General features: G+C 65.1%; 24 protein-coding genes. 10 read left to right on the top strand and 14 right to left on the bottom strand.

Annotated features, from left to right (window positions below; translation table 11 throughout):
* Positions 1–35: 35 nt before the first annotated feature.
* From APH25_RS09305 to APH25_RS09280, 6 genes are all read right to left on the bottom strand, one after another.
* Positions 36–425: a DUF2946 domain-containing protein gene (locus APH25_RS09305; protein ID WP_060481705.1), complete on the bottom strand. Its 390-nt coding sequence runs from the start codon at positions 423–425 to the stop codon at positions 36–38.
* A 111-nt stretch (positions 426–536) separates the two neighbouring features.
* Complete coding sequence (locus APH25_RS09300) at positions 537–1,391, bottom strand: SPFH domain-containing protein (protein ID WP_028632784.1); 855 nt, start codon at positions 1,389–1,391, stop codon at positions 537–539.
* 25 nt (positions 1,392–1,416) lie between these two features.
* Positions 1,417–1,854, bottom strand: a complete 438-nt coding sequence (locus tag APH25_RS09295) for an NfeD family protein (protein ID WP_028632783.1) — start codon at positions 1,852–1,854, stop codon at positions 1,417–1,419.
* 176 nt (positions 1,855–2,030) lie between these two features.
* Positions 2,031–2,753: a cobalt-precorrin-6A reductase gene (locus APH25_RS09290; protein WP_060481704.1), complete on the bottom strand. Its 723-nt coding sequence runs from the start codon at positions 2,751–2,753 to the stop codon at positions 2,031–2,033.
* Positions 2,750–3,844 carry a cobalt-precorrin-5B (C(1))-methyltransferase gene (locus APH25_RS09285; protein ID WP_060481703.1) on the bottom strand — a complete coding sequence of 365 codons (1,095 nt, stop codon included), beginning with the start codon at positions 3,842–3,844 and terminating at the stop codon, positions 2,750–2,752. Before APH25_RS09285 ends, APH25_RS09290 begins: the two co-directional genes overlap by 4 nt.
* Positions 3,837–5,048, bottom strand: a complete 1,212-nt coding sequence (locus APH25_RS09280) for a bifunctional cobalt-precorrin-7 (C(5))-methyltransferase/cobalt-precorrin-6B (C(15))-methyltransferase (protein ID WP_060481702.1) — start codon at positions 5,046–5,048, stop codon at positions 3,837–3,839. Before APH25_RS09280 ends, APH25_RS09285 begins: the two co-directional genes overlap by 8 nt.
* A 176-nt stretch (positions 5,049–5,224) precedes the next feature.
* Here APH25_RS09280 and cobG point away from each other — a divergent pair, with 176 nt between their 5' ends.
* The 7 genes from cobG (at position 5,225) to APH25_RS09245 (ending at position 11,732) form a co-directional block, all read left to right on the top strand.
* Positions 5,225–6,556, top strand: a complete 1,332-nt coding sequence (gene cobG / locus APH25_RS09275) for a precorrin-3B synthase (RefSeq protein WP_060481701.1) — start codon at positions 5,225–5,227, stop codon at positions 6,554–6,556.
* Positions 6,549–7,175 carry a precorrin-8X methylmutase gene (locus APH25_RS09270; RefSeq protein ID WP_028632778.1) on the top strand — a complete coding sequence of 209 codons (627 nt, stop codon included), beginning with the start codon at positions 6,549–6,551 and terminating at the stop codon, positions 7,173–7,175. Before cobG ends, APH25_RS09270 begins: the two co-directional genes overlap by 8 nt.
* A complete protein-coding gene (locus APH25_RS09265) occupies positions 7,175–7,906 on the top strand; it encodes a precorrin-2 C(20)-methyltransferase (RefSeq protein WP_028632777.1) in 732 nt (243 codons plus the stop codon). The genes APH25_RS09270 and APH25_RS09265 overlap by 1 nt, the downstream gene beginning before the upstream one ends.
* A 2-nt stretch (positions 7,907–7,908) precedes the next feature.
* Complete coding sequence (gene cobJ / locus APH25_RS09260) at positions 7,909–9,591, top strand: precorrin-3B C(17)-methyltransferase (RefSeq protein ID WP_060481700.1); 1,683 nt, start codon at positions 7,909–7,911, stop codon at positions 9,589–9,591.
* 93 nt (positions 9,592–9,684) lie between these two features.
* A complete protein-coding gene (locus tag APH25_RS09255) occupies positions 9,685–10,365 on the top strand; it encodes a hypothetical protein (protein WP_028632775.1) in 681 nt (226 codons plus the stop codon).
* Positions 10,366–10,423: 58 nt separating this feature from the next.
* Positions 10,424–11,116 (top strand): hypothetical protein, encoded by a 693-nt coding sequence (locus APH25_RS09250; protein ID WP_177331162.1) that lies wholly within the window; start codon positions 10,424–10,426, stop codon positions 11,114–11,116.
* Positions 11,109–11,732, top strand: coding sequence for a hypothetical protein (locus tag APH25_RS09245; protein ID WP_060481699.1), 624 nt, complete (start codon positions 11,109–11,111; stop codon positions 11,730–11,732). Before APH25_RS09250 ends, APH25_RS09245 begins: the two co-directional genes overlap by 8 nt.
* Positions 11,733–11,771: 39 nt before the next feature.
* On the opposite strand, the gene APH25_RS09240 is transcribed toward APH25_RS09245, so the two are convergent.
* The 8 genes from APH25_RS09240 to APH25_RS09205 form a co-directional block, all read right to left on the bottom strand.
* Entirely contained in the window at positions 11,772–14,543 is a 2,772-nt protein-coding gene (locus APH25_RS09240) for a hybrid sensor histidine kinase/response regulator (RefSeq protein WP_060481698.1), read from the bottom strand.
* A gap of 149 nt (positions 14,544–14,692) precedes the next feature.
* Positions 14,693–15,985 carry a phosphoribosylamine--glycine ligase gene (gene purD / locus APH25_RS09235; RefSeq protein ID WP_060481697.1) on the bottom strand — a complete coding sequence of 431 codons (1,293 nt, stop codon included), beginning with the start codon at positions 15,983–15,985 and terminating at the stop codon, positions 14,693–14,695.
* Positions 15,986–16,167: 182 nt separating this feature from the next.
* The gene (gene purH, locus APH25_RS09230; RefSeq protein ID WP_060481696.1) at positions 16,168–17,775 is read right to left on the bottom strand and encodes a bifunctional phosphoribosylaminoimidazolecarboxamide formyltransferase/IMP cyclohydrolase; all 1,608 of its coding nucleotides are present in this window, start codon (positions 17,773–17,775) and stop codon (positions 16,168–16,170) included.
* A gap of 80 nt (positions 17,776–17,855) precedes the next feature.
* Positions 17,856–18,176: a DNA-binding transcriptional regulator Fis gene (gene fis, locus APH25_RS09225; protein WP_023534526.1), complete on the bottom strand. Its 321-nt coding sequence runs from the start codon at positions 18,174–18,176 to the stop codon at positions 17,856–17,858.
* Positions 18,173–19,186, bottom strand: a complete 1,014-nt coding sequence (gene dusB, locus APH25_RS09220) for a tRNA dihydrouridine synthase DusB (protein WP_028632769.1) — start codon at positions 19,184–19,186, stop codon at positions 18,173–18,175. The genes fis and dusB overlap by 4 nt, the downstream gene beginning before the upstream one ends.
* A gap of 212 nt (positions 19,187–19,398) precedes the next feature.
* Complete coding sequence (locus APH25_RS09215; protein ID WP_060481695.1) at positions 19,399–20,760, bottom strand: DUF3426 domain-containing protein; 1,362 nt, start codon at positions 20,758–20,760, stop codon at positions 19,399–19,401.
* A gap of 30 nt (positions 20,761–20,790) precedes the next feature.
* Positions 20,791–21,681, bottom strand: coding sequence for a 50S ribosomal protein L11 methyltransferase (gene prmA, locus APH25_RS09210; protein WP_028632767.1), 891 nt, complete (start codon positions 21,679–21,681; stop codon positions 20,791–20,793).
* A 121-nt stretch (positions 21,682–21,802) separates the two neighbouring features.
* Positions 21,803–22,258: a MaoC family dehydratase gene (locus APH25_RS09205; protein ID WP_028632766.1), complete on the bottom strand. Its 456-nt coding sequence runs from the start codon at positions 22,256–22,258 to the stop codon at positions 21,803–21,805.
* Between the two features lie 136 nt (positions 22,259–22,394).
* On the opposite strand from APH25_RS09205, the gene APH25_RS09200 reads away from it, so the two are divergent.
* The 3 genes from APH25_RS09200 to APH25_RS09190 are packed head-to-tail and all read left to right on the top strand — an operon-like array spanning position 22,395 to position 24,070.
* The gene (locus tag APH25_RS09200) at positions 22,395–22,757 is read left to right on the top strand and encodes a CidA/LrgA family protein (protein ID WP_028632765.1); all 363 of its coding nucleotides are present in this window, start codon (positions 22,395–22,397) and stop codon (positions 22,755–22,757) included.
* Complete coding sequence (locus APH25_RS09195; RefSeq protein ID WP_028632764.1) at positions 22,754–23,470, top strand: LrgB family protein; 717 nt, start codon at positions 22,754–22,756, stop codon at positions 23,468–23,470. The genes APH25_RS09200 and APH25_RS09195 overlap by 4 nt, the downstream gene beginning before the upstream one ends.
* A 9-nt stretch (positions 23,471–23,479) precedes the next feature.
* A complete protein-coding gene (locus APH25_RS09190) occupies positions 23,480–24,070 on the top strand; it encodes an LON peptidase substrate-binding domain-containing protein (protein WP_028632763.1) in 591 nt (196 codons plus the stop codon).
* The last annotated feature ends 3 nt before the right edge of the window (positions 24,071–24,073 follow it).

Here is a 24,073-nt window from a genome sequence, read left to right as displayed (position 1 = left end):
GAGATGATGATGTTCAGGCGCAACGCGTGAAGCAATCAGGCCAGCGGAGAGGCACGTGGGTTTAGCGCAGGCCAGAGCTGGCGTGGCGTGGGTGTGTATTGGGCAGGGGGTGACAGCATTGCGGCCAAACCCACTGGCGGGCTGTGCAGTTGCAGGGGCGGGGTGGGCAGGGCAAGCAAAGGGGCTGCACCCGAGCAGCACCAGCAGTTCATCAGGCTGGCACTGTCGTCGCTTTGCGGGCCAAGGTCGATCTTGGCCAGGGCCTGGACATCGACGTTGGCCTTGCTGGCCATGCTGGAACAGAATGCCCCCCACAGCAGCTGCTCTGCCGGGCCCTTGGGCGCAGCAGAAGACAGCGGCATGGCCAGCAGGTTGAACAGCACTGCAAGGCAGGCTATCCAGGCAATGTGCCGACGTGGGGGCATGGAGAGATCCGGTCAGGAATCGTGGTGGCTATTGTAAGCGCGAGTATAGGCAAAAATGCCGGGGTGCGGTGACGTGACGCAGGGGCCGGGGGCTTGGCGCCCCCGGTCGCCTCACACCTTGTTGCGGCCCATCAGCCCGCGCACGGTTTCCTGCAGGTCTGCTGGCAGCACCACCACCTTGGCATTGTTGCTGCTGGCCAGGTTTTCCATGGCACCGATGTAGCGCTCGCCCAGCAGGTACATGGCCGGTACGGTCTCGTTGCCCACCGCGTCCTTCACCATCGAGATGGACCGGGCAGAAGCGTCGGCCAGGCTGATTTGCGCTTCGGCGTCCAGCCTGGCGGCCTGCAGGCGTGCTTCTGCTTCCAGAACCGCCGCCTGCTTGGCGCCTTCGGCGCGAGTGACGTCGGCCTTGCGCTCACGCTCGGCAGCCGCCTGGCGCTCCATGGCCAGCTGCATGTTCTCGGAAGGTTTGATGTCCTGGATTTCTACCGAACGAACGGTCACGCCCCAGTCCTCGGTCTGCTCCGACATGGCTTCGCGCAGGCGCGCCTTGATCTGCTCACGGCTGGACAGCGCTTCGTCCAGGTCCATGGCGCCGACGATGGCCCGCAGCGAAGTCATGGTCAGGCTGGTGACGGCAAACGCGTAGTTCTGCACCCCATAGGACGCCTTTTGCGGGTCGACGACCTTGGCGAAGCACAGCGCGTTGGCAACGATCACGGCGTTGTCGCGGGTGATGATTTCCTGCTCTTGCACATCGAGGATGATGTCCTTGGTGGGCAGGCGGTAGGCAACCACGTCCATGTACGGGATGACGACATTCAGGCCGGGCTTGAGGGTGGTGTGGTAGCGGCCGAGCCGCTCGACCACCCATTCTTCGCCCTGAGGCACGATACGCACCCCCTTGAACACGGTGATGAGTACGAACAGGGCGATGGCGCCGACGACGATGAGACTGGTCATGGTGACAAATTCCTTTTTTACGGATTCAGGCCCGGATGACCCGGGCGATATTGCCCTCGATGGCGGTAAGGCGTACCCGTTCGCCGGCGGGGATGTCGCTGTCGGCGATGCAGACCCATTCTTCGTTGCCCAGGATGGGCTTCTGGAAGCGCACCCGGCCCTTGTGGAACTCGGACACGGCGGCTGTGAGCAGCCCGACTTCACCGATCACGCTGGCGGCTGTCCAGCGCACGTCCGGTTGCTTGCGCCGGAACACCTTGAACCACAGTGCCGTGGTGGCAGAGGACAGCACGACCCACAGCAGCCCCTGCATATCCAGTTGAAGGTCGGGGAATGCCAGTGCGATCAGCGACACCAGCACGGCGCCGATGCCGAACCAGAGGATGAAGAACGTTGGCAGGACCAGCTCGAGCAATATCAGCGCGATGCCGAACACCAGCCAGATCCACCATTGCATTTCCATATGGTTAGCGCCTTCCAGAGGGGGTGCCCGAGTTTACGGCAGCAGTGCCAATCAGGCCACGTCCAAACGGTGAGAAACATCGCCCACCCCTGTAGGAGCGAGCGCAGCTCGCGATGGGCTGCACCGCAGCCCCAGCAATCCCCACCTCATCTAGGGAATCGCCGAGGAACCCGCAATCAGTCCACCCCCAACGCCGCCGCCAGCTCCGCCCCGCTATAAAACACCCGCTCCACCTCGGCCAGCACTGGCCGCTTCAGGATCAACACTGGCACACCCAGCGCCCGCGCTACCTCCAGCTTGGGCTCCGTGGCCAGGCTGCCGCTGTTCTTGCTGACCAGCACGTCGATACCCCGGCTGGTGAACAACGCCCGCTCATCCTCCAGCTGAAACGGCCCACGCGCACCTATCACTTCGCAGCGCGCGTTGCCCGGGCAGGCCTGCAGGGCGCGCAAGGTCCAGAACTGCGTCGGTGGAATCTCGTGCAGGTGTTGCAGGGGCTCACGGCCCAGGGTGAACAGGGGGCGGCTGAACGGCGTCAGCTGGGTGATCAACGCCGCCCAGCCGTCCACTTCGCGCCAGTCGTCCCCCGCCTGTGCCTGCCAGGCCGGGCGGCGCAGGGCCCAGCAGGGGACACCGGCCATGCGTGCCGCGCTGGCAGCATTGGCGCTGATCTGCGCCGCGTACGGGTGGGTGGCATCGACCAGCAGCGTAATACCGGCTTCACGTAGGTAGCTGGCCAGCCCCGACGCACCGCCAAACCCACCCACCCGCACTTGGCAGTGCAGGTCGTCGGGCACACGGCCGATGCCGGCCAGGCTGTAGACGTGCTGCGGCCCCAACAGCCGGGCGATGGCCAGGGCCTCGGTGATGCCGCCGAGCAACAGGATGCGCTGGCTCATTGGGCACCTGCCCGGCCGACGATGCCACCCTGGCGATCAATGGCAACCACCTCTACCTGGACCTGGGCCGGTACCACGCTGCGGGCAAAAGCCAGCGCGTGGGCGCATACCGCATCGCCCAGTGGCACGCCTGCCGCATGGGCCATTGCCAGCGCCTGCTGGCTGGTGTTGGCGGCGATGATGGCGGCCTGCAGCGCAGGGGCGGCGCCCACTGCCGCTGCCCAGCCGGCCAACTGCGGTAGGTCGATGCTGGAATGGCGGCTGTGCAAGTCCATGTGCCCAGCGGCCAGCTTGCTGACCTTGCCGAACCCCCCGCACAGGGTCAGGCGTGGCACCGGTACCTTGCGCAGGTGCTTGAGCACCGCGCCAACGAAGTCGCCCATCTCGATCAGGGCGATTTCCGGCAGCCCGTACACCCGGCGCATGGTGTCCTCGCTGGCGTTGCCGGTGCACGCAGCAATATGGGTATAGCCATTGGTGTGGGCCACATCGATACCTTGGTGAATGGAGGCGATGTACGCTGCGCACGAGAAGGGGCGCACGATGCCGCTGGTGCCCAGGATGGACAAGCCACCCAGGATGCCCAGGCGCGGGTTCATGGTTTTCAGGGCCAACTGCTCGCCCCCCTGCACGTTCACCGTCACCTCGAAACCGCCCGCATAGCCGCATTCGGCACCTAGAGCGTGCAGGTGCTCGGTGATCATGCGCCGGGGCACCGGGTTGATGGCCGGCTCGCCCACCGCCAGCACCAGGCCCGGGCGGGTGACGGTGCCTACACCGGTACCGGCGACGAAGCGTGTGCCTGGCTCGGTCAGCAACCGCACCTGGCTGTAGAGCAGGGCGCCGTGGGTCACGTCTGGGTCGTCGCCTGCGTCTTTGAGCGTGCCGGCCTCCGCGCTGCCGTCGGCCAGGCGGCAGAACTCCAGGCGCATCTGCACCACCTTGCCCTTGGGCAGGGTGATGCTGACCGCATCGCTGGCCACCCCTGTCAGCAGCAGGCGGGCGGCCGCCAGGCTGGTGGCGGTGGCGCAGCTGCCAGTGGTGAGGCCGCTGCGCAGGGGCGCAGGCTGCTCGCGGGTCTCTTCACGCATCAACAGGTTTTACCGCTTCGAGCAGGGTGATGGGCAGCGCCTGACGCCACGTGTCGAATGCCCCCAGCGGCTGCGCGTGGGCCACATGGATGCGGGTCAGCTCGCCACCGTGCTGTTCGCGAAAATGCGCAAGGGCCAGCTCGCTTTGCAACGTCACCGCATTGGTCACCAGCCGCCCCCCAGGGCGCAGGCTTGCCCAGCACTGGGCCAGCACCCCTTCACGGGTGACGCCGCCGCCAATGAAGATGGCATCGGGTTGCTCCAGCCCTTGCAACGCTGCTGGCGCCTTGCCGCGCACCAGTTGCAGGCCTGGCACACCCAACGCATCGCGGTTGTGCTCGATCAGGCCCTGGCGGCCTTCGTCAGCCTCGATGGCCAGGGCCCGGCAGGCCGGGTGCGCGCGCATCCATTCGATGCCGATCGAGCCGCAACCTGCGCCCACGTCCCACAGCAGCTCGCCGGGTTGCGGTGCCAGGCGGGCGAGGGTGATGGCCCGCACGTCGCGCTTGGTCAGTTGCCCGTCGTGGCGGTAGGCGGCATCGGGCAGCCCGGCCAGGCGGTGTAGCTGTGGGGTACCGGGGCTGGCGATGCACTCGACAGCCACCAGGTTCAACCCGGCAGTCGCCGGGTGAGGCCAGCCCTGGGCGCTGCCTTCCAACCTGCGCTCGGCGTCGCCGCCCAGGTGTTCAAACACCCATAGCCGGCTGGGGCCGAAACCCCGCTCGCACAGCAGTGCGGCGATGGCGGCCGGGCTTTCGCCGTCGTTGCTCAAGACCAACAGCCGGGTGCCGCTGTGCAGATGGGCACTGAGCGCAGCCAGCGGCCTCGCCACCAGTGACACCACCTGCACCTCCTGCAGCGGCCAACCCAGGCGGGCGGCGGCCAGGGCGCAGGAGGAGGGCATCGACAGCACGTGCATTTCGCCCGGCTGCACCTGGCGTGCCAGGCTGGCACCCACGCCGTAGAACATGGGGTCGCCACTGGCCAGCACGCAGACCTGCTCGCCACGCAGCGCCAGCACCGGCGCCAGCGAGAACGGGCTTGGCCAGCCCAGCCGCTCGCCTGCCACACAGCGGGGCAGCAGGGCCAGCTGGCGCGGGCTGCCGAAGATGCGCGCGGCGCCCAGCAGGGCGCGCCGGGCCTGCTTGCCAAGGCCAGTGAAGCCGTCTTCGCCGATGCCTACTACTGTCAGCCAGGGTGCCATGTGTTTCATTCCGCCATTGTTGAGGCTGCTGCTCGCCCCTGTGGGAGCGGTTTTACCCGCGAAGGGGGCGGGGTTTTCCAACCCAGTGCCAAGGGTGCTCGACCACCGGCTTTTCATGCCGGCAGACAAAGCAGGCATAATACCGCGCCTTCTACACTCAAGCGCAGTTTCACGGATTGCCGGACACCCCTTTGATGCAGGCTCGAACCCCACACCCTTCGCCCCGCCCCTCGGCCTGCCCGGGGCTGTGGCGTATCGTCAGTGCGCTGGATGGCGGCATCTGCCGCGTCAAACTGCCTGGCGGGCTACTGCTGGCCGACCAGGCCGACGCCGTGGCCGCTGCGGCTGAACGCTTTGCGGGCGGGGTGATCGAGGCCACCAATCGGGGCAACCTGCAGATCCGTGGTGTAGGCAGCGATCACCAGGGCCTGGTGCAGGCCCTGCTCGCCGCGGGCCTGGGCCCGCGCGAGGCAGCCGGTGACGATGTGCGCAACCTGATGCTCAGCCCCTTGGCCGGCCATGACCCGGCTATGCTGCTTGATGCCCGGCCGCTGGCCGGGCAGATCCTCGACCTGCTCGAAGGCACCCCGCGTTATCACCAGTTATCGGCCAAATTTGCCGTGCAACTGGACGCGGGTGAGCGCCTGGCCATGCTTGAACACCCCCATGACCTGTGGCTGTCTGCCCTGCGCGTGGAGGGGCAAACCTGGCTGGCGTTCGGCCTGGCGAGCTGCCCGGCTGATGGCCAGGTGCTTGGCGCGGTGCCGGTGGCGAATGGCCTGGCATTGGTACGTGGGGTGCTGGAGCGTTTTCTGGACCTGGCGACACCGGCGCAGACGCGCATGCGCCACCTGCTGGGCGAGTGCCCACCTGCGGCGTTCGTCGACGGGCTTGGCCTGCCCATCCGCCGCGATGCTGCCGTGCTCGGCTGGCGCCGCCAGCCCTGCCAGGTGTCGTGGCTGGGGCTGCTGCCCCAGGCGCAGGGGCTGGCATTGGGTGTAGCCCCGCCCCAGGGCCGCCTGACGCCGGCCATGCTGCGTGCAGCGGCCCAGGTGGCGCGCCAGCAGGGTGATGGCAGCCTGCGCATGAGCCCCTGGCAAAGCCTGGTGCTGACCAACCTCGACGCCAACGGCCACGAGCAGGCCCAGGCCACCCTGGCAGCGGCCGGCCTGATGTGCGACGGCCAGCAACCGCTGGCGCGCATCAGTGCCTGTACCGGCGCCAGCGGCTGCGCCAAAGCCAAGGCCGAAACCAAGGCAGATGCCGTGGCCCTGGCTGCCTTGCTGGGCCCGGGCGCCCCGGGCAGCGTGCACCTCACTGGCTGCGTGCGTTCCTGCGCGGTGGCCCACGTTGCCCCGGTCACCTTGCTGGCGCGTGCCCCTGGCCGCTACGACCTGTACCTGCGCAACCCCCGCCAACCGGGGTTTGGCGCCTTGCGCGCCACCGACATTACCTTGAATGAAGCAGGCGCTATGCTCGCCCTGCCGACGGAGCACCTTGATGATTGACTACATCCGCGATGGTCAGGAGATCTATCGCAATTCCTTCCGGATCATCCGTGAGGAAGCACGGCTGGAGCGGATCCCCGCTGACCTCGAAAAGCTCGCTGTACGGGTGATCCATGCCTGCGGCATGGTCGACGCCATCGACGGCCTGCAATTTTCCGAAGGCGCAGGCCAGGCGGGGCGCCAGGCGCTGCTGGGCGGTGCACCGATCCTCTGTGATGCGCACATGGTGGCTGAAGGCATTACCCGGGCGCGCCTGCCAGCCAACAACCCGGTCATCTGCACCCTGCGCGACCCCAGCGTTCCAGCGCTGGCCAAGGAAGCCGGCAATACCCGTTCGGCCGTCGCCCTGGAACTGTGGCGGCCGCACCTGGAAGGCAGTGTGGTGGTGATTGGCAATGCCCCCACTGCGCTGTTCTATTTGCTGGAAATGCTCGACGCCGGCGCCCCGCGCCCGGCGCTGATCCTGGGCTTCCCGGTAGGCTTCGTGGGCGCCGCTGAATCCAAGGCAATGCTCGCCGCCGACAGCCGCGGCGTTCCGTTCGTGATCATGCAAGGCCGCCTGGGGGGCAGTGCGATGGCCGCTGCTGCCGTCAACGCCCTGGCCACGGAGGTGGAATGATGGCCCCGCGTGGAAGGCTGATCGGCCTGGGTGTAGGCCCTGGTGACCCCGAGCTGATCACCCTCAAGGCCCTGCGTTTGCTGCGTGAGTCCCCAGTGGTGGGTTATTTCGTGGCCAAGGGCAAGCGCGGCAACGCTTTCGGCATCATCGAAGCGCACCTGCAGGCCGAGCAGACGCTGCTGCCACTGGTTTACCCGGTGACCACCGAGGTGCTGCCTGCCCCCCTGTCCTACGAGCAGGTGATCAGCGACTTCTACGACGAAGCCAGCGTGCAGGTTGCCGAGCACCTGGATGCCGGGCGCGACGTGGCGGTCATTTGCGAGGGCGACCCGTTCTTCTACGGCTCCTACATGTACCTGCACGACCGGCTGGCCCAGCGCTATGAAGCCGAGGTAGTGCCGGGCGTGTGCTCCATGCTCGGTGGCGCGTCGGTGCTGGGCGCGCCGCTGGTGTATCGCAACCAGAGTTTGTCTGTGCTCTCTGGCGTGTTGCCGGCAGAAGAGCTCAAGCGCCGCCTGGCCGACGCCGACGCGGCGGTGATCATGAAGCTTGGCCGCAACTTCCCCAAGGTGCGCCAGGTACTCGCCGAGCTTGGCCTGGACCGCCGTGCGCTGTACGTGGAACGGGCGACCATGGCCAACCAGAAGATCGTGCCGCTGGACGCCGTCGACCCGCAATCGTCGCCGTATTTCTCGCTGATTATCGTGCCGGGTGAAAAATGGCAGGGGTGAACATGCACAGGGCGCCGGCCATCGTCGTACTGGGGCCGGGCAGTCTGGCCACGGCGCAGCGCATTCAGCAGCGCTACCCCCAGGCGCGTATCCACGGCCTGGCCGGCCGCGTGCAGGGCGCGGATGCGTACTACACCGCGTTCGGCGATACCTTGCGTGGCCTGTATGAAGACGGCACGCCCCTCATTGCCCTGTGCGCTGCGGGTATCGTGATTCGCAGCCTTGCCTGCGTACTTGGCGACAAGGACGACGAGCCGCCGGTGCTGGCCGTCGCCGAAGACGGTAGCGCCGTGGTGCCGTTGCTCGGGGGCCTGGCCGGGGTAAACCGGATGGCCCGCGAAATCGCCGAACAGTTGGGTGCCACACCGGCCATCACCACCAGCGGCGAGCTGCGCTTCGGTACCTGCCTGCTGAACCCGCCCGCGGGCTATGCACTGGCTGACCTGGAGCAGGGCAAGCGCTTTGTTTCCGACCTGCTGGCCGGCGAGCCCGTGCGCATAGCTGGCGAGGCGCCATGGTTGATGCAGGCGCAGTTACCGGCCAGTGACGCGGCCACCCGCACCATTCATGTGGGCTGCGAAGCACGCCCGGCCAGCCGCGATGAACTGCTCATCCACCCGCGCTCGGTGGTGGCAGGCGTTGCCGGTGGCCGCTTGGCCAACCTGCCGGAAGCGTTGCAGCAGGCGGGCATCGCGCCGCTTTCGCTGGCCTGTGTGCTGGCCGACGAGCAGGCCATGGCCGATGCCGATTTGCATCAAGCCGCACAGGCGCTTGGCGTGGCCCTGCGGTTCGCGCCAAGCCCAGCAGGGCTGGCGAGTATGGTTGCAGCTGCCGTGCCCGGTGCCCGGCTGATCGAACAACCGGGCCTGGTGATCGGTGTGGCGTCAGCGCCGGTCGATGTCGCCGGGGTGGGGCGCCGGCGCGGCCGGCTGGCGGTGATCGGCCTGGGCCCCGGGGCAGCCGAGCTGATGGTGCCGGCAGTCAAGGCCGAGCTGGCACAGGCCGAGGATGTGCTGGGGTATGAGACCTATGTGCGCATGGCCGGCCCGTTCCGCGACGACCAAGTGGTGCACTGCACCGACAACCGTGAAGAAATGCAGCGTGCCCGCCATGCCTTCCGGCTGGCCGCCGAAGGCCGCTCGGTGGTGGTGGTGTCGTCAGGCGACCCCGGCGTGTTCGCCATGGCGGCTGCTGTGCTCGAAGCACTGCACGCCTCCGACGACCCTGCGTGGCACCGGGTTGACTTGCAGATGCTGCCCGGCGTTTCGGCATGCCTCGCCACCGCCGCACAGGCCGGCGCGCCGTTGGGGCACGACTTCTGTGTGATGTCGCTATCGGACAACCTCAAGCCGTGGTCGATCATCGAGAAACGCCTCGACCTGGCTGCCCAGGCGGACCTGGTGCTGGCGTTCTACAACCCCATTTCCAAAGCCCGCCCTCATCAGCTGGGCACCGCCCTGGAAGTGGTGCGTCGCCATCGCGAAGGGCGCACGCCTGTAGTCCTTGGCCGTGATATCGGTAGGCCGGGGCAGACACTGCGGGTAGTCACCCTGGACGAGCTGGTGCCCGAAATGGTCGATATGCGCACCATGGTACTGGTTGGCTCGTCGACCACCTGCGTATTCCCGAGGGCTGCGGGCGGGGTCTGGGCCTATACCCCGCGCTGGTACCCCGGCGCCAGCTAGCTGCTCTGGAAACCCTTCAGCGCGCCGCCTTGCCGGCGTGCTGGATAAGGTGATTGCCCCTGATCTCAGGGGTAATCACCAAGGAGTTTGCAGATGTCCGATGCAACACAAGTCACAACCAACGATTCCGCCATCCTGGTCGAAGGCAACCTGCTGGCCTGCGGCGCAGGCATGTCCACGCAAAGCCGCCACGATGTGAAGAACGCCTTTCACTTCGCCACCCTGGTAGCTGATAAGGCCTTCGATGCGGAAAAACAGTCGCGCGAGTGGTACGACAAATTCGTCGACGTGATGCGCGACCTGGGCTTTACCATCCCCAAGCGCAGTTTTGAGCTGGAAACCTCGGCAGAGCTGTCGGTGACCGTGGGTGCAGTCGCCATCCGCGCCATCGGCGTGGCAGGCAATGCCATCCTCGGCGGCACCAAGCTGGGCGGCCTGGCCAAGCTGGCGTTCGACAAGCTCACCACCGTGCAGGATGACGCCAAGGTGGTCGACCATAAACGCCAGAACAAGGCCCGCGGCATGGTCGGCATGGCCGCCTGTATCGAAACCGCCAACAACGATGTGGTGATGGTGGTCAGTTGCGTCCAGGCCTCGGCACCCAAGCTGGACGATGACGTGCTGGGCATTCAGTGGAAGCTGGACAAGACCCATTACTACGCAGGCACCGCAGTGCTCACGCTGAACAACTTCGTCTACGACAAAGTGCGCGAAACCGTGGAAAACAAGCTCGGCGTGCGCAGCGTCGAGAACGTGCTGCAGTACGACATCTGATCGCCGGGCGGCGCTGTGACGGCGCCGCCTTTCCTGGGTTTACCGAAGAGACAACACCATGGATAAAGCAGACGAGCAGCTCATGCTGATCGGCGGCACGGCGCTGTTGTATGCACCGGCCGGGGCCGGGGTTGAGCGCCAGGCCGCCTTCGACTCGATACTGTACGCGCAGCTGGTTGCGAACAAGGAGGCAGGCTCGCGGTTTGCCGACCATGACGCCTGGTACGACGCCTACCGGGCGGCCCTGCGCCGGCTGGGCTGGATCAAGCTGGCCAGCACTTACGATCAGAGGCAGTTGGGGCAGCCGACCCGTAGCACGCGGCTGCAGCCCCTGGACGCCTGGCTCAAGGTGCGCTCGATTCAACAGCAAGCCGTATTGGCAGCCTTCGCTGCGGGTTTAGGCCAGTCAGCGGACGGGGTGGCGCATCTGAAGAAATTCTGCGTACAGGACCAGGCCGGTGGTTCGCAGGTGGTCATTGAGCTCGGGCTGCTCAAACCAGGCCCGGTGCTGGACCTGTGCAGCATTACCCTGCACACCGAAACGCCGCTCTCGGGCCTGTCGCTGGCACAGTTGCTGAGCGATCAGGTACTCAAGGGCGAGGCCGCGTTCAATGGCATTTCCCTGGCCCTGGACAACAAGCGTTTCCAGCACCAGCGCGAGGCGCTGCATGCCTTGATGCAAACCAAGGATGGCCAGGGCGAGTACCGCTTCGATCCTCACACACCGCAGACAGGAGCCGGCCATGAGTGAAGCAGCAGCTGCCGTGATTGGCGCGGGTGTCGTGTCGTTTCTGGACGGCGTGCCCGCCGCGCACAAGTACAAGGTGAAACTGGCATTGGCGCTGGCCGAGCGCGCGACCGAAGCGGCTCACCGGGAGGGCCTGGTGCAGGACTGGTTCGCCTATTACCGCAACCAACTGAAGTTCATGGGCTGGGATGCGCTGTCGCCCGAGCAGGTGCACTGGCCCGATCAACAGCGCACCAGGCAGGTGGACCAGGTGCTGGAAACCATTGCTGCAACCGCGGGTGAGCATTTCGCCACGGCCACGGGCATGGCCTTGCACAAGTTGGTGGCCAACCTCTCGGTGTTGCAGAAGCTGGAGCACTACGCACTGGAGCGTCAGCATTTCCAGCTGCTGCCGTGTGCGCCGGCCGGCGCCAACCGCGTTGATATGGTGGTTTACCACGAAACGGATGTGCGCTCGGCATTCAGCGCAGGGTTCATCAACCGCAAGCGCAGCCACACGCACGTGCGGGCGGAACTGGTGCGTTTCAACCTGCTGGCGTTCGAGCACAGCTTTCTACCGAAAGTGCAGGACCGCGTTGTGCAGCTGAGCCTGCAGCGTGTGCTTGACTACGCCTTTTGATACCCGGGCCACCTGCGGGGCCGGGCATGGCCTCGCAGGTCAGCGCGGCGGTGCAGGGTCGGTTTCGGCATCCCGGTGTCTGGCCCAGTACTGCACCACTTCGCGCAGCTGTGAGAGCTCCACCGGCTTGGCCATGTGCCCGTCCATGCCCGCCAGTTTCGCACGTTCCTTGTGCTCGGCGAGAATGTGCGCAGTCAGTGCCACCACCGGGGTGCGTGGGCGCTGGTGGGCGGCTTCCCACTCACGCAACAGCTGAGTGGCGGAAAAACCATCCAGCACCGGCATTTCGCAGTCCATCAGCACCAGGTCGTAGCGCTTGGCCTTCATCGCCTGCAGGGCCTCTTCGCCGTTGGCGGCGGTGTCTGGCTCCAGGTTCAGCTTACCAAGCATGCCGCGAATCACCTTGGTGGAAATGCTGTTGTCTTCGGCCACCAGCACCCGGAAATCACCGGGAAGCTCCAGCGCCTGGGGCTTGCCCAGCGCGGTAACGGACGACAGCTGGTCGCGGCCGCGCTGGGCTAGCTCTTCGGCCAGTGTCGTCTTGAGCGTGTAGCCGGCCACTGGCTTGGCGAGGATCCGCTTGACCCCGGCATTGCGCGCGATGATCTTGCTGGGCGCGTTGCTGATGCCGGTAAGCATGACCACCAGAATGTCGTGGTTCAGGCTGGGGTCTTCCTTGATCTTGGCCGCCAGCTGCATGCCGGTCATGCCCGGCATGTTCTGGTCCAGCAACACCGCGTCGAAGTAGTCGCGCAAGTGGGCCTTGGTGCGCAGCAGTGCCAGGGCCTCCTTGCCGGAAGGCACTGCGCTTACGTTCATGCCCCAGGCGCTGCATTGCTGCACCAGCACCTTGCGGCAGGTGTCGTTGTCGTCCACCACCAGCACCCGGGCATCGCGCAGCGGGCCGTCAAGGTCTGCCGGGGGCTGCTCCAGGGCGGAAGGATCCAGCGGCAGGGTCAGCCACAGGGTGTTGCCGGTGCCGGTGCTGCTCTTGATGCCGAATTCACCCTGCATCAGCCCAATCAACTGCTTGGCGATCATCAGCCCAAGGTGGCCGCCCAGCTTGTTGCTGGACAGAAAATGATGGCTGTGCAACTTGGCCTGCAGCAGGGCTTCGCGCTCGGCAGCGGGCAGAGGCTCGCCGCTGTCCTGCACGGCGATGCGCAGGCGCGGTACTTCGCCGCGCTGGTCCAGGGCCACTACCAGCAGAATCTCGCCCTGGTCGGTGTTTTTGAGTGCGTTTTCCAGCAGGCTCGACAATGCCTGGCGCAGGCGCGTCGGGTCGCCACTGATCACCCGCGGGACCTGCGGCTGGGTGAAGCTGATCAGCTCGATATTCTGCTGCTCGGCCTTAGCCCGGAAGATATTCAGGCAGTCTTCGATCAGCGCGTTGAGGTCGAACTGCACATCATCCAGCTCGATCTGCCTGGATTCGAGCTTGGAGATGTCGAGGATCTCGTTGATCAGGGTGAGCAGTTCGTTACCGGCGCTGTGAATGGTCTGCACGTAGTCGCGCTGCTTCACCGACAGCGGCGTGCCCAGCAGCAGTTCGGTCATGCCCAGCACGCCGTTCATGGGGGTGCGGATCTCGTGGCTGATCTTGGCCAGGAATTCGGCCTTGGCATTGATTTCGGCATCGCTGGCGGCCAAGGCACGGCTGGCACTGAAGCGCTCTTCGTTCATGCGCCGCAGGCGGTCGCTGACGGCCAGGTTGAGCAGCAGCCCGCTGGCCACGGCCAGCCCCAGCAGAATGCACAGCAGCCAGGGTGTCGAGGTGCGTGTCAGCCCCAGCAACGCAGGCAGCAGTACCAGGCCACCGACGTTGAACACGATCATGGCGACGCTGAACAGCCGGGCAGGCGCATAGCCCTTGTACCAGTAGTAGCTGCTGACCAGCAGCATGGTGACGCTGCCCAAAGCCATCAGGGCATACGTCATCAGGTTCAGCGGCAAGGTATCGACGAACAGCAGGATCAAGCCGCTGAGCGCCACGACCAGCATTTCGCCATTCAACAGCTTGTTCAGGCGCGCCGAGTGGAAGGGGTAGAAGAACCGCTGAGTGAAATACAACCCCGCCAGGCCCGCCAGCACCAGCGTGAGGTAGGCCGCAGGGGTTTGTGCACTGTGCCACACGTGCCACCAGGGGCCGCTGAGGTTGAGCAGGATCAAACCGCTGAGCAGCATCAGGCTGTGGTAGAGCGCCAGCACCAGCGTGGTGCTCGAGCGGCTGTAGATGAAGCGGATGAGGTTGTGCAGGATCAGCATCACTAGCCCACCAAACAGCATGCCGAACAGCAGCGGCTGGTGCTGGCTGGCAGCCGCCTCGGCGGCGGGTTCCAGGCTGATGGCAGGGCGCAGCTGGTGTTCCGACACCAGCCGCAGGTAGATGTCCAGGGGTTGCGTGCTGTTGGGCAGGGGCAGTACGTGATCGCTGCCCCGCAGGGTGGGTTGTGCCGTACCCGCGTGGCGGCCGTGATGCAGCTGGCGCAACAGCTTGTCGCCCTGCAGGGCGTACAGGTCGAGGCCGGAAAGGTCCGGGGCGAATACCCGCAGCAGCTGTTCCTGAGTGCCGGGTTCCAGGCGGTAGTGCAACCACAGCGCCTGGTCGGCGGGGGCCGCATCCAGTTCGTCGAGCTCAAGGGGGCTGAACTGGTTGCGATAGCGTTCGGAGCGCACGTCGCTCAGTTGCAGGTTGGCATGTTCGTCGAGCAGCAGCGCCCACCCGCCATCATGCTCCGCCATGGCCGGTAGCACGCACAGCAGGGACAGCAAACTGATGAACAACGCTGAGGCAATCCGGAGCCGGCGCACTACGAAATCCCTTCTTAGCCGATGTGCGGGGTGATAACTATGCGCGGCGCGCCAAGCCAATGGCAAGGCCCGGCTGGGCCCTGCCGACGGGGCGGCTGCCGTGCGCCCGGGCCTGGCACTGCCCGGGCGCAACAGCGCAGCGATGCGGCTTAGTGCTGCTCGCCACGCTCACGGGCAATGGCCCGGTAACCGATGTCGGTACGGTAGAAGCTGCCGTCCCACTTCACCTGCTCAGCCAGGCGGTAGGCCTGCTGCTGGGCGGCCTGCACCGTGTCACCCATGGCGGTGGCACACAGTACGCGACCACCGGCAGTGACCACTTGGCCATCCCTGAGCGTGGTGCCTGCATGGAACACCTTGCCTTGCAGCTTGGCCGCTGCGTCCAGGCCGCTGATGGCCGCGCCTTTGGCGTAGTCGCCCGGGTAACCCCCGGCAGCCAGCACCACGCCCAGGCTCGGGCGTGGGTCCCACTGGGCCTCGACCTTGTCCAGCGCCTTGGCGAAGGCGGCTTCGATCAGCAACACCAGGCTCGATTCCAGGCGCAGCATGACGGGTTGGGTTTCTGGGTCGCCGAAGCGGCAGTTGAACTCGATGACCTTGGGGTTGCCCGCTTTGTCGATCATCAGGCCGGCATACAGGAAACCGGTATACACGTTGCCTTCTTCGGCCATGCCGCGCACGGTCGGCCAGATGACCTGGTCCATCACGCGCTGGTGCACGTCGGCGGTCACCACAGGGGCAGGGGAGTAGGCACCCATGCCGCCGGTGTTCGGGCCGGTGTCCTGGTCGCCGACACGTTTGTGGTCCTGGCTGGTGGCCATGGGCAGCACGTTGTGGCCGTCGACCATCACGATGAAGCTGGCTTCCTCACCGTCGAGGAACTCTTCGATCACCACGCGCGAACCGGCTTCGCCGAAGGCATTGCCTGCGAGCATGTCACGCACGGCCTCTTCGGCTTCCTGCAGGGTCATGGCGACGATCACGCCTTTGCCCGCTGCCAGGCCGTCGGCCTTGATCACGATCGGTGCGCCTTTTTCCTGCAGATAGGCCAGGGCCGGCTCGATCTCGGTGAAGTTCTGGTAGTCGGCGGTCGGGATCTTGTGGCGCGCCAGGAAGTCCTTGGTGAATGCCTTGGAGCCTTCCAGCTGGGCCGCGCCCTTGGTTGGGCCAAAGCAGTCCAGACCGCGGCTGCGGAACAGGTCCACCACGCCGATCACCAGAGGGGCTTCGGGGCCGACGATAGTCAGGTCGACATTCTTTTCTGCGAAGTCGGCCAGTTGCTCAAGGGCGCACACGTCGATGGCAACGTTTTCGCACTTGGCTTCAATGGCGGTGCCAGCGTTACCCGGGGCAACGAAGACCTTCTCGACGCGTGGGTCCTGGGCGACTTTCCAGGCCAGGGCGTGCTCACGGCCGCCGCTGCCAATGATCAAAACTTTCATGTCAAAACCTCGAAATCTGTCGAACGAGAGGCTTTGCCTCTCGCTATACGAGGTCGCAATGAAGCAGGTAGATGCAAGGCGGGGCCGGTTCCGATGAGCGGAGTTGCCTTCTGGCAATGAGCATCAGCGGAACCGGCCCCAACGCAGCAGATGCCTGCTTCAGTGCGGCCGATTGCCGTAAATCAGTGGCGGAAGTGGCGCATTCCGGTGAACACCATGGCAATGCCGGCTTCATCAGCGGCAGCAATCACCTCGGCATCACGCATCGAGCCACCTGGCTGGATCACGGCGCTGATACCCACTTTAGCGGCATTGTCGATGCCATCACGGAACGGGAAGAACGCGTCCGATGCCATGACTGCGCCTTGCACCTGCAGGCCAGCATGCTCAGCCTTGATGGCAGCAATGCGCGCGGAGTTGACGCGGCTCATCTGGCCGGCACCCACGCCGATGGTCTGGCGCTGCTTGGCGTACACAATGGCGTTGGACTTGACGAACTTGGCCACTTTCCAGGCAAACACCAGATCGTGGATTTCCTGTTCGGTCGGTGCGCGCTTGGTGACGATCTTCAGGTCATCGGCGCCGATCATGCCGATATCGCGGCTTTGTACCAGCAGGCCGCCGTTGACACGCTTGAAGTCCCAGCCGGCAGCACGCTCGGCTGGCCACTCGCCGCATTCCAGCAGGCGAACGTTCTGCTTGGCCGCCACCACGTCGCGGGCAGCCTGGGAGATTTTCGGTGCGATGATCACTTCGACGAACTGGCGCTCGACGATGGCCTTGGCGGTTTCGCCATCCAGCTCGCGGTTGAAGGCGATGATGCCGCCGAACGCCGACTCGGTGTCGGTGGCGTAGGCCAGCTCGTACGCCTGGCGGATGCCGCCTTCGTCTTCAGGCACCACGGCCACGCCGCACGGGTTGGCGTGCTTGACGATGACGCAGGCCGGTTTGACGAAGCTCTTCACGCATTCCAGCGCAGCGTCGGTGTCAGCCACGTTGTTGAACGACAGTTCCTTGCCCTGCAGCTGCACGGCGGTGGAGATGCTGGCTTCGCCTTTGTTGGCTTCTACGTAGAACGCCGCGCTCTGGTGCGGGTTCTCGCCGTAGCGCATCTCCTGGGCCTTGACGAACTGGCTGTTGAAGGTGCGCGGGAATTCGCTGCGCGCTTCGGTGCTCAGGGTGTCCTTGGCCTGGTCGATGGTGCCCATGTAGTTGGCGATCATGCCGTCGTAGGCGGCAGTGTGCTCGAAGGCCTTGAGCATCAGGTCGAAGCGCTGGGCGTAGGTCAGGCCACCCGTCTTGAGGCCTTCGAGAACGCTGGCGTAGTCGCCGGCATTGACCACGATGGCAACGTCCTTGTGGTTCTTGGCTGCCGAACGGACCATGGTCGGGCCGCCGATGTCGATGTTCTCGATGGCGGTCGGCAGGTCACAGCCAGGCTTGGCGATGGTGGCTTCGAACGGGTAGAGGTTGACGGCGACCAGGTCGATCGGCTTGATCCCGTGCTCGTTCATGATGGCGTCATCGGTGCCGCGACGGCCCAGGATGCCACCGTGAATTTTCGGGTGCAGGGTTTTCACCCGGCCATCCATCATTTCGGCGAAGCCGGTGTAGTCAGCCACTTCCACCGCGTTGACACCGTTGTCCTTGAGCAGCTTGTAGGTGCCGCCGGTGGACAGGATCTCGACACCGAGCTGTTGCAGCTCACGGGCGAATTCGAGGATACCGGTCTTGTCGGAGACGCTGATCAGGGCGCGGCGGACTGGCAGGCGGGTAGTCTGGTCGGTCATTTCGGGTTCCAAATAACGCGGTGGAGTCAGCAAAAAAGGCGTCTCTGTGAAGAGCCGCCTTTTCTGATTGGGATTCTGGCTTACAGCAAGTCGTACTGCTTGAGCTTCTTGCGCAGGGTGCCTCGGTTGAGCCCGAGCATCTCGCTGGCTTTGGTCTGGTTGCCCTTGACGTAGCTCATGACACTTTCGAGCAGGGGCGCCTCGACTTCGGAGAGCACCAGGTTGTACACGTCTGTGACGGTCGCGCCTTCCAGGTGGGCGAAGTAGTTGTGCAGCGCCTTCTCGACGCTGTCGCGAAGGGTCTGGCCCTCTTCGCTCGGCGTGTTCAGGTGCTGTTTCAGGTTGGCGTTGTCGCTCACGGGCGTTGTTCCACTCACAAAAGTCTCGGTCATCATCGTCATGCGGCCACCCCTTGTCCGTCCTCTGTCTCAAGGCTCTGTCGACGTTCGCTGAAATACGCGCGAACGTTGGCGCACTGCGCTTGTGTGTCTTCCAAAGCGTTGAACCGGGAGCGAAACTCCTTGCCGCCGGGTCGTGTTGCCAGGTACCAGCCTACGTGCTTGCGGGCGATACGCACGCCCATCACATCGCCATAGAAGGCATGCAGCGCAGCCAGGTGCTCCAGCAGGATGCGTTCCACTTCGTCCAGTTGCGGCGCTGGCAGGTGTTGCCCAGTGCGCAGGTAATGCTCGACCTCACGGAATATCCAGGGCCGCCCCTGGGCAGCCCGGCCAATCAGCAAGCCGTCAACCCCCGTGGCGTCCAACACTGCCCGGGCCTTTTCTGGCGAAGTGATATCGCCGTTGGCGAAGACCGGGATCGATACCGCCTGCTTGATGGCAGCGATGGTGTCGTATTCGGCTTCACCGGTGTACAGGTCGGCGCGTGTGCGGCCATGTACCGCAAGCGCCTGGATGCCAGCCTGTTCGGCAATTCTTGCCACGTTCAGGCCGTTCTTGTTCGCCCGGTCCCAACCGGTGCGGATCTTCAGGGTCACCGGAACATCCACCGCGGCGACTACCGCGTGCAGAATGTCGCTGACCAGTGCCTCATCTCTCAATAAAGCAGAGCCTGCAGCTTTGTTGCAGACTTTTTTCGCCGGGCAGCCCATGTTGATATCGATGATCTGCGCACCCGCCGCCACGTTGGCCTGGGCAGCTGCGGCCATCATCTGCGCATCACCCCCGGCGATCTGCACCGAACGGGGCTCGGGATCGCCTTCATGGATGCGGCGCAGGCTCGACTTGCGGCTGTTCCACAACGACATGTCGCTGGACACCATTTCTGACACCACCATGCCTGCGCCCATGCGCTGGCAAAGTGTTCGGAAAGGCTGGTCCGTGACCCCGGCCATGGGCGCGAGGATCAGGTTGTTGCGCAGTGTATATGGGCCGATGCGTACCGCCGACATAGGTGATCCCTGTTGTGGGGCCGAATCTTGGAGTTCGAAAAAGGGTTGGCATGATACCCGCTCTCGATGACTGGATAAAGATGGATTTGGATAAAATCTGAGCAGTTCTCGGCCTCCGGCCTCGAGCTGCAAGTTGCAAGCGGCAAGCTGCAAGACAGAGGCCCGAACCGCAGCTGCCTTTATCTTGCCGCTTGAAGCTTGCAGCTTGCAGCTTACTCCGGGGAACGGAAGCTGAGGCTGTAGTTGACGGCTTTCGGGCCTGGGTCGAGGATGTCCAGGGCGATGTGGATGGGGGTTTGGCTGGGCATTTCACCGCGGCCCGCCAGTTCGCCAGACAGGTATTCACTGGGCTTGAAGCGCCGGCTGGCAATTAACTGGCCATTGAGGTCGGCGAAGCGCAGCTCCAGCAGCGGGAACGGCTGGGCGAAGGGGGCGCGGTTGTAGATGATTGCATCCACGATCAGGGCGCCCTTGAAGTCCGGGTGGCTGCGCACCACCAGGTTGCTGCTCTTGATGCGCGCGATATCGACCCGGGACGGCACCTGGCAGCCTACGGCAGGGCAGATGTTCTCGAACAGGGGGCGATACTGGTCCTGGCGGGCCAACTCGTCGAAGTGGAACCACACGTACTGCAAAGCCAGCAGGCCTGCGGCCAGCAGCGTCAGTACCGTCCACAGAATACGCTTGCCCCAGTTGGGGGCGGGCTTTTCCCAGCCCAGCTGCAGCGGGTCGTCCACCACGTCCACCAACGGCTCCTTGCGCCGTGGGCGCTCGGGCTTGCCCGACAGGCCGGGCTCCAGGCGCTCGCCTGCCACGGTGGGTGGGGTGGCGTCATCGTCGTCGCGGGCGGAAATGTGCAGTGCCGGCGGTTCGTCATCCAGGGCGCTCAGGCCCTGGATGGGAACATCGTCAGGGTCAGTGCGCATTGGCGGGTCGCGGTGCGGTTCATCCTCGATCACGACCCCGCGCTGCAGGGTGGGCTCATCGTCGGCGTCGAGGTCCAGGCTGCCTGTAAAGGTGGGTTCGGTACGCTCACCGGGCACCAGGCCTGGGGGCGGTGGTTCGCTTAGCAGCGGGGCGGCTGCGGCCTGTTGCGGCTCCAGCGGCTCGTCGGTGGCGGTACCAAACAGATCGTCTGCAGGGTCTTGCGCATGGGGCTCGTCGCGCCGTGCCTGCAAGCCGCCGTCAGCATTGGCCGGGCGCGATTGCGGTGACTGCCCGCGGCGCTCCAGGCGCTCCAGTTCCATGTCCAGGTCGAGTTCGTCCAGGGCCTGGGTGGTGCGGGCCAGGGCGGCTTCTGGCGTATCGGCCGGCTCGCCCGCGACGGGCTCTACGGGCGCGGCAGCCACCACCGGTTGGCTGGCGGGCGCTGCTGCACCCTCGCTGTCGGCCGCGGGTGCCGCCGGTGTGCTGCCTGCCTGGGCGCGGTTTTGCTCCAGCAGTTGCTTGGCGGCGTTGAACACCTGTAGGCATTGGCCGCAGCGCACCACGCCACGGGCCACGCTCAACTGGTGGTGAGTGACGCGAAAGCTGGTCTGGCAATGCGGGCACTGGGTGACGAAACTGTCGGTCATGCGGCAATCCGGAGGCTGTGCAGGGGACGGTTATGGGCGCGCTGGGCGGCGGCGACCACTGATACGCACCCAGCCGTCGCGAACGACGATGGGGTCTAGCTCGAAATCGGCAGCATAGGCGGCGGCCACTTCTTCGCCCTGTTCGGCGAGGATGCCCGACAATGCCAGCAGGCCGCCTGGGCGAACCAGCCCGGACAACTGCGGTGCGAGCGAGACCAGCGGCCCGGCCAGGATGTTGGCGACCAGCACGTCGGCCTGCATGGCCGGCATGTGCTCAGGCAGGTAGAGTGCCAGCTTGTCATCGGCGATGCCGTTGCGCTGGGCGTTGTCCCGCGAGGCTTCGATGGCCTGCACGTCGATGTCGGTACCCACGGCTTCACGGGCCCCCAGCAGCAGGGCTGCGATGGCCAGAATGCCCGAGCCGCAGCCGAAGTCCAGTACCTGGGTGCCCTGCAGTTCCTGGCCATCCAGCCATTCCAGGCACAGCGCGGTGGTGGGGTGGGTGCCAGTGCCGAACGCCAGGCCCGGGTCGAGCAGCAGGTTGACGGCGTTTTTTTCCGGGGCGTCGTGCCAGCTGGGCACGATCCACAGGCGACGGCCGAAGCGCATCGGCTGGAAATTGTCCATCCAGCTGCGCTCCCAGTCCTGGTCCTCGATCACCTCGGCCTGGTGTTGCGGCAGCTCGTCGTCGGTCAGCAGGCGCAGGTGGGCGAACACCTGCTCGGGCTGGGTATCGGCTTCGAACAGGGCCAGCAGGTGAGTATGCGACCACAGTGGCGTGGTGTTGAGGTCTGGCTCGAAGATCGGCTGATCTTCGGCGTCCATGAAGGTCACCGAAACTGCGCCCACTTCCAGCAGCGCATCTTCGTAGGTTTCGGCTTGTTCCGGGCTGATGGCCAGGCGTACTTGCAGCCAGGGCATGGCGGGCACCTTTGCTAAATCGACAGGGGCAGCCTGGGCTGCACAAAGGCAGGCAGTTTACGCGAGTGCAGAGGGTTTGTAGAGAAGCCTGGGATAGCCCCTGGGATAGCCCCCGTGGTGCCTAGACGAAACACAGCGAAAGCGACTCCGCGATATAGGCAGGCTTTTCTTCACCCTCTATTTCCAGGGTGGCAATTGCCTTGAGCAACCACTGCCCCGGTTTCTTCTCCGTCACCCCGGCCAGGTCCACCTTCAACCGCACCTGGCTGCCTACCTTTACCGGCTGCATGAAGCGCACGCTGTCCAGCCCGTAGTTCACCACCATCTTCAGGCCCTGCGGCAGCACCAGGATGTCCTCGATCAGTGTGGGTATCAGGGACAAGGTGAGGAAGCCATGGGCGATGGTGCCGCCGAAAGGCGTTTGAGCGGCCTTCTGCGGGTCGACGTGAATGAACTGGAAGTCCCCGGTCGCTTCGGCGAACAGGTTGATACGCTGCTGGTCAATTTTCAGCCAGGCCGAATGGCCCAGTGGCTTGCCAACGTACTGCGACAGCGCTGTTACCGGTACCTGGGGCATCGCAATGTCTCCACTGTTGTAGTTGGTACGAAAGTGCAAGGTCAGCACGCACCCTGCGCTCAGTCAAGTTACGCAGGGTTCGATGACTACTGCAGGGGCATGCTTATAATGGGCCGCATGCCATAGGGAGATGCTTATGCTGTTGCGTGGTTTGACCTGGCTGGTGCTGTTCCAGCTGTTGGGTACGGCGCTCAATCACCTGCTGCTGCCGTTCTTGCCGGGGCCGATCCTGGGCCTGTTGCTGTTGCTGTGCTTCCTGATGGTGCGCGGCGAGGTGGGCGAGCCCCTGAACCTGGCGGCTGGTAGCCTGCTGCGGTACCTGCCGCTGCTGCTGGTGCCGCCTGCGGTAGGGGTGATGGTGTATGCCCGTGACATCGCCGATGACTTCTGGGCGATTGTGGGCGCGCTGTTGATTTCGTGCCTGCTCACCCTGGTGTTCGTCGGCGTGTTGATGCAGAAGCTCATCCATCGCCAGGCCAGGCGCGAGGAGCAGCCATGATGCTCGACTGGCAGGGCGCACTCGACGCCGTGGTGCATCATCCACTGTTCGGTATCGGCATCACCCTGGGTGCGTATCAACTGGTGCTGGCAGGGTACGAGAAGACGCGCTGGATCTTCCTGCAACCGGTGCTGGTGTCGATGGCCCTGGTAATCGGCGTGCTGCTTGTCTGTGGTATCGACTACCGCGAGTACCGCAAGAGCACCGAAATCATGAATATCCTGCTGGGCCCGGCTACGGTCGCTTTGGCGGTACCGCTGTTCCTGAACCTGCGGCGCATTCGTCAGCTGTTCTGGCCAACCTTTACTACCCTGGTACTCGGGGGGCTGTTCGCCACGCTGTGCTGCCTGCTGCTGGGCTGGTGGTTTGGTGCCGAACACATGATCCTGATGACCATGGCGCCCAAGTCGGTCACCTCGCCCATCGCCATGTTGGTGGCGGAACAGATTGGCGGCGTGGCGGCGCTGGCGGCGGTGTTCGTGCTGATCACCGGGGTGCTCGGGGCCATATTTGGCCCGGCCTTGCTGAGCCGCTGCGGTGTGCACAGCCCAGAAGCCCGTGGCATGTCGCTGGGGGTGACCGCCCACGCGGTCGGCACGTCGGTGGCTTTGCAGGAAAGTGACGAATGCGGCGCCTTTGCCGCGCTGGCGATGAGCCTGATGGGCGTGGCGACTGCGGTGTTCCTGCCGCTGGCTGTCAGCCTGGTGGCGTGAGGACTTGAAATGACGTTACCGCTGTTTCCCCTCGATACCGTGCTGTTTCCGGGCTGCTTCCTGGACCTGCAGATATTCGAGGCCCGGTACCTGGACATGATCGGGCGCTGCATGAAGCAGGGCGAGGGCTTCGGTGTAGTGTGCATCGTCGAAGGTGAGCAGGTGGGCAAGGCACCGCCGGTGGTCGCCTCCATTGGTTGCGAAGCGGTGATCCGCGACTTCGCCCAGCAGGACAATGGCTTGCTCGGTATCCGGGTGGAAGGTGTGCGGCGTTTCACCCTGGATGCCACCGAGGTGCAGAAGGACCAGTTGCTGGTGGGGCAGGTGCAGTGGCTGTCAGAGGCGCCAGACAGCCCCTTGCAGGACGCGGACGACGACCTGCTGGCGCTGTTGGTGGCGCTGGGTGAACACCCCATGGTCGAAGCGCTGGACATGCCGCGCCCGGTAGACGGGCGGCAGGCGCTGGCCAACCAGCTGGCTTACCTGCTGCCGTTCATGGAAGAAGACAAGCTGGACTTGCTCAGCCTCGATTCGCCCCAGCAGCGGCTGGGCGAAATCCAGAAGCTGTTGGAGCGGATACAGGGCGAGCTGTTCGCCTAGGCT

The sequence above is a fragment of the Pseudomonas sp. NBRC 111119 genome, from assembly GCF_001320125.1.
Lineage (GTDB): Bacteria > Pseudomonadota > Gammaproteobacteria > Pseudomonadales > Pseudomonadaceae > Aquipseudomonas > Aquipseudomonas parafulva.
Note: the sequence above shows the minus strand (reverse complement) of the source record. Positions and strands in the feature narration are given on the sequence as shown.

Coding starts and splice junctions, on each gene's coding strand:
- purD (WP_060481697.1), bottom strand. CDS start 15,985: ATGAAAGTTTTGATCATTGGCAGCGGCGGCCGTGAGCACGCCCTGGCC.
- APH25_RS09300 (WP_028632784.1), bottom strand. CDS start 1,391: ATGACCAGTCTCATCGTCGTCGGCGCCATCGCCCTGTTCGTACTCATC.
- APH25_RS09285 (WP_060481703.1), bottom strand. CDS start 3,844: ATGCGTGAAGAGACCCGCGAGCAGCCTGCGCCCCTGCGCAGCGGCCTC.
- APH25_RS09200 (WP_028632765.1), top strand. CDS start 22,395: ATGCTGTTGCGTGGTTTGACCTGGCTGGTGCTGTTCCAGCTGTTGGGT.
- APH25_RS09295 (WP_028632783.1), bottom strand. CDS start 1,854: ATGGAAATGCAATGGTGGATCTGGCTGGTGTTCGGCATCGCGCTGATA.
- dusB (WP_028632769.1), bottom strand. CDS start 19,186: ATGTCGGCGGTACGCATCGGCCCATATACACTGCGCAACAACCTGATC.
- cobJ (WP_060481700.1), top strand. CDS start 7,909: ATGCACAGGGCGCCGGCCATCGTCGTACTGGGGCCGGGCAGTCTGGCC.
- APH25_RS09305 (WP_060481705.1), bottom strand. CDS start 425: ATGCCCCCACGTCGGCACATTGCCTGGATAGCCTGCCTTGCAGTGCTG.
- APH25_RS09190 (WP_028632763.1), top strand. CDS start 23,480: ATGACGTTACCGCTGTTTCCCCTCGATACCGTGCTGTTTCCGGGCTGC.
- APH25_RS09250 (WP_177331162.1), top strand. CDS start 10,424: ATGGATAAAGCAGACGAGCAGCTCATGCTGATCGGCGGCACGGCGCTG.
- APH25_RS09255 (WP_028632775.1), top strand. CDS start 9,685: ATGTCCGATGCAACACAAGTCACAACCAACGATTCCGCCATCCTGGTC.
- prmA (WP_028632767.1), bottom strand. CDS start 21,681: ATGCCCTGGCTGCAAGTACGCCTGGCCATCAGCCCGGAACAAGCCGAA.
- APH25_RS09290 (WP_060481704.1), bottom strand. CDS start 2,753: ATGAGCCAGCGCATCCTGTTGCTCGGCGGCATCACCGAGGCCCTGGCC.
- APH25_RS09195 (WP_028632764.1), top strand. CDS start 22,754: ATGATGCTCGACTGGCAGGGCGCACTCGACGCCGTGGTGCATCATCCA.
- APH25_RS09205 (WP_028632766.1), bottom strand. CDS start 22,258: ATGCCCCAGGTACCGGTAACAGCGCTGTCGCAGTACGTTGGCAAGCCA.
- APH25_RS09245 (WP_060481699.1), top strand. CDS start 11,109: ATGAGTGAAGCAGCAGCTGCCGTGATTGGCGCGGGTGTCGTGTCGTTT.
- fis (WP_023534526.1), bottom strand. CDS start 18,176: ATGACGATGATGACCGAGACTTTTGTGAGTGGAACAACGCCCGTGAGC.
- APH25_RS09265 (WP_028632777.1), top strand. CDS start 7,175: ATGGCCCCGCGTGGAAGGCTGATCGGCCTGGGTGTAGGCCCTGGTGAC.
- APH25_RS09215 (WP_060481695.1), bottom strand. CDS start 20,760: ATGACCGACAGTTTCGTCACCCAGTGCCCGCATTGCCAGACCAGCTTT.
- APH25_RS09280 (WP_060481702.1), bottom strand. CDS start 5,048: ATGGCACCCTGGCTGACAGTAGTAGGCATCGGCGAAGACGGCTTCACT.
- purH (WP_060481696.1), bottom strand. CDS start 17,775: ATGACCGACCAGACTACCCGCCTGCCAGTCCGCCGCGCCCTGATCAGC.
- APH25_RS09270 (WP_028632778.1), top strand. CDS start 6,549: ATGATTGACTACATCCGCGATGGTCAGGAGATCTATCGCAATTCCTTC.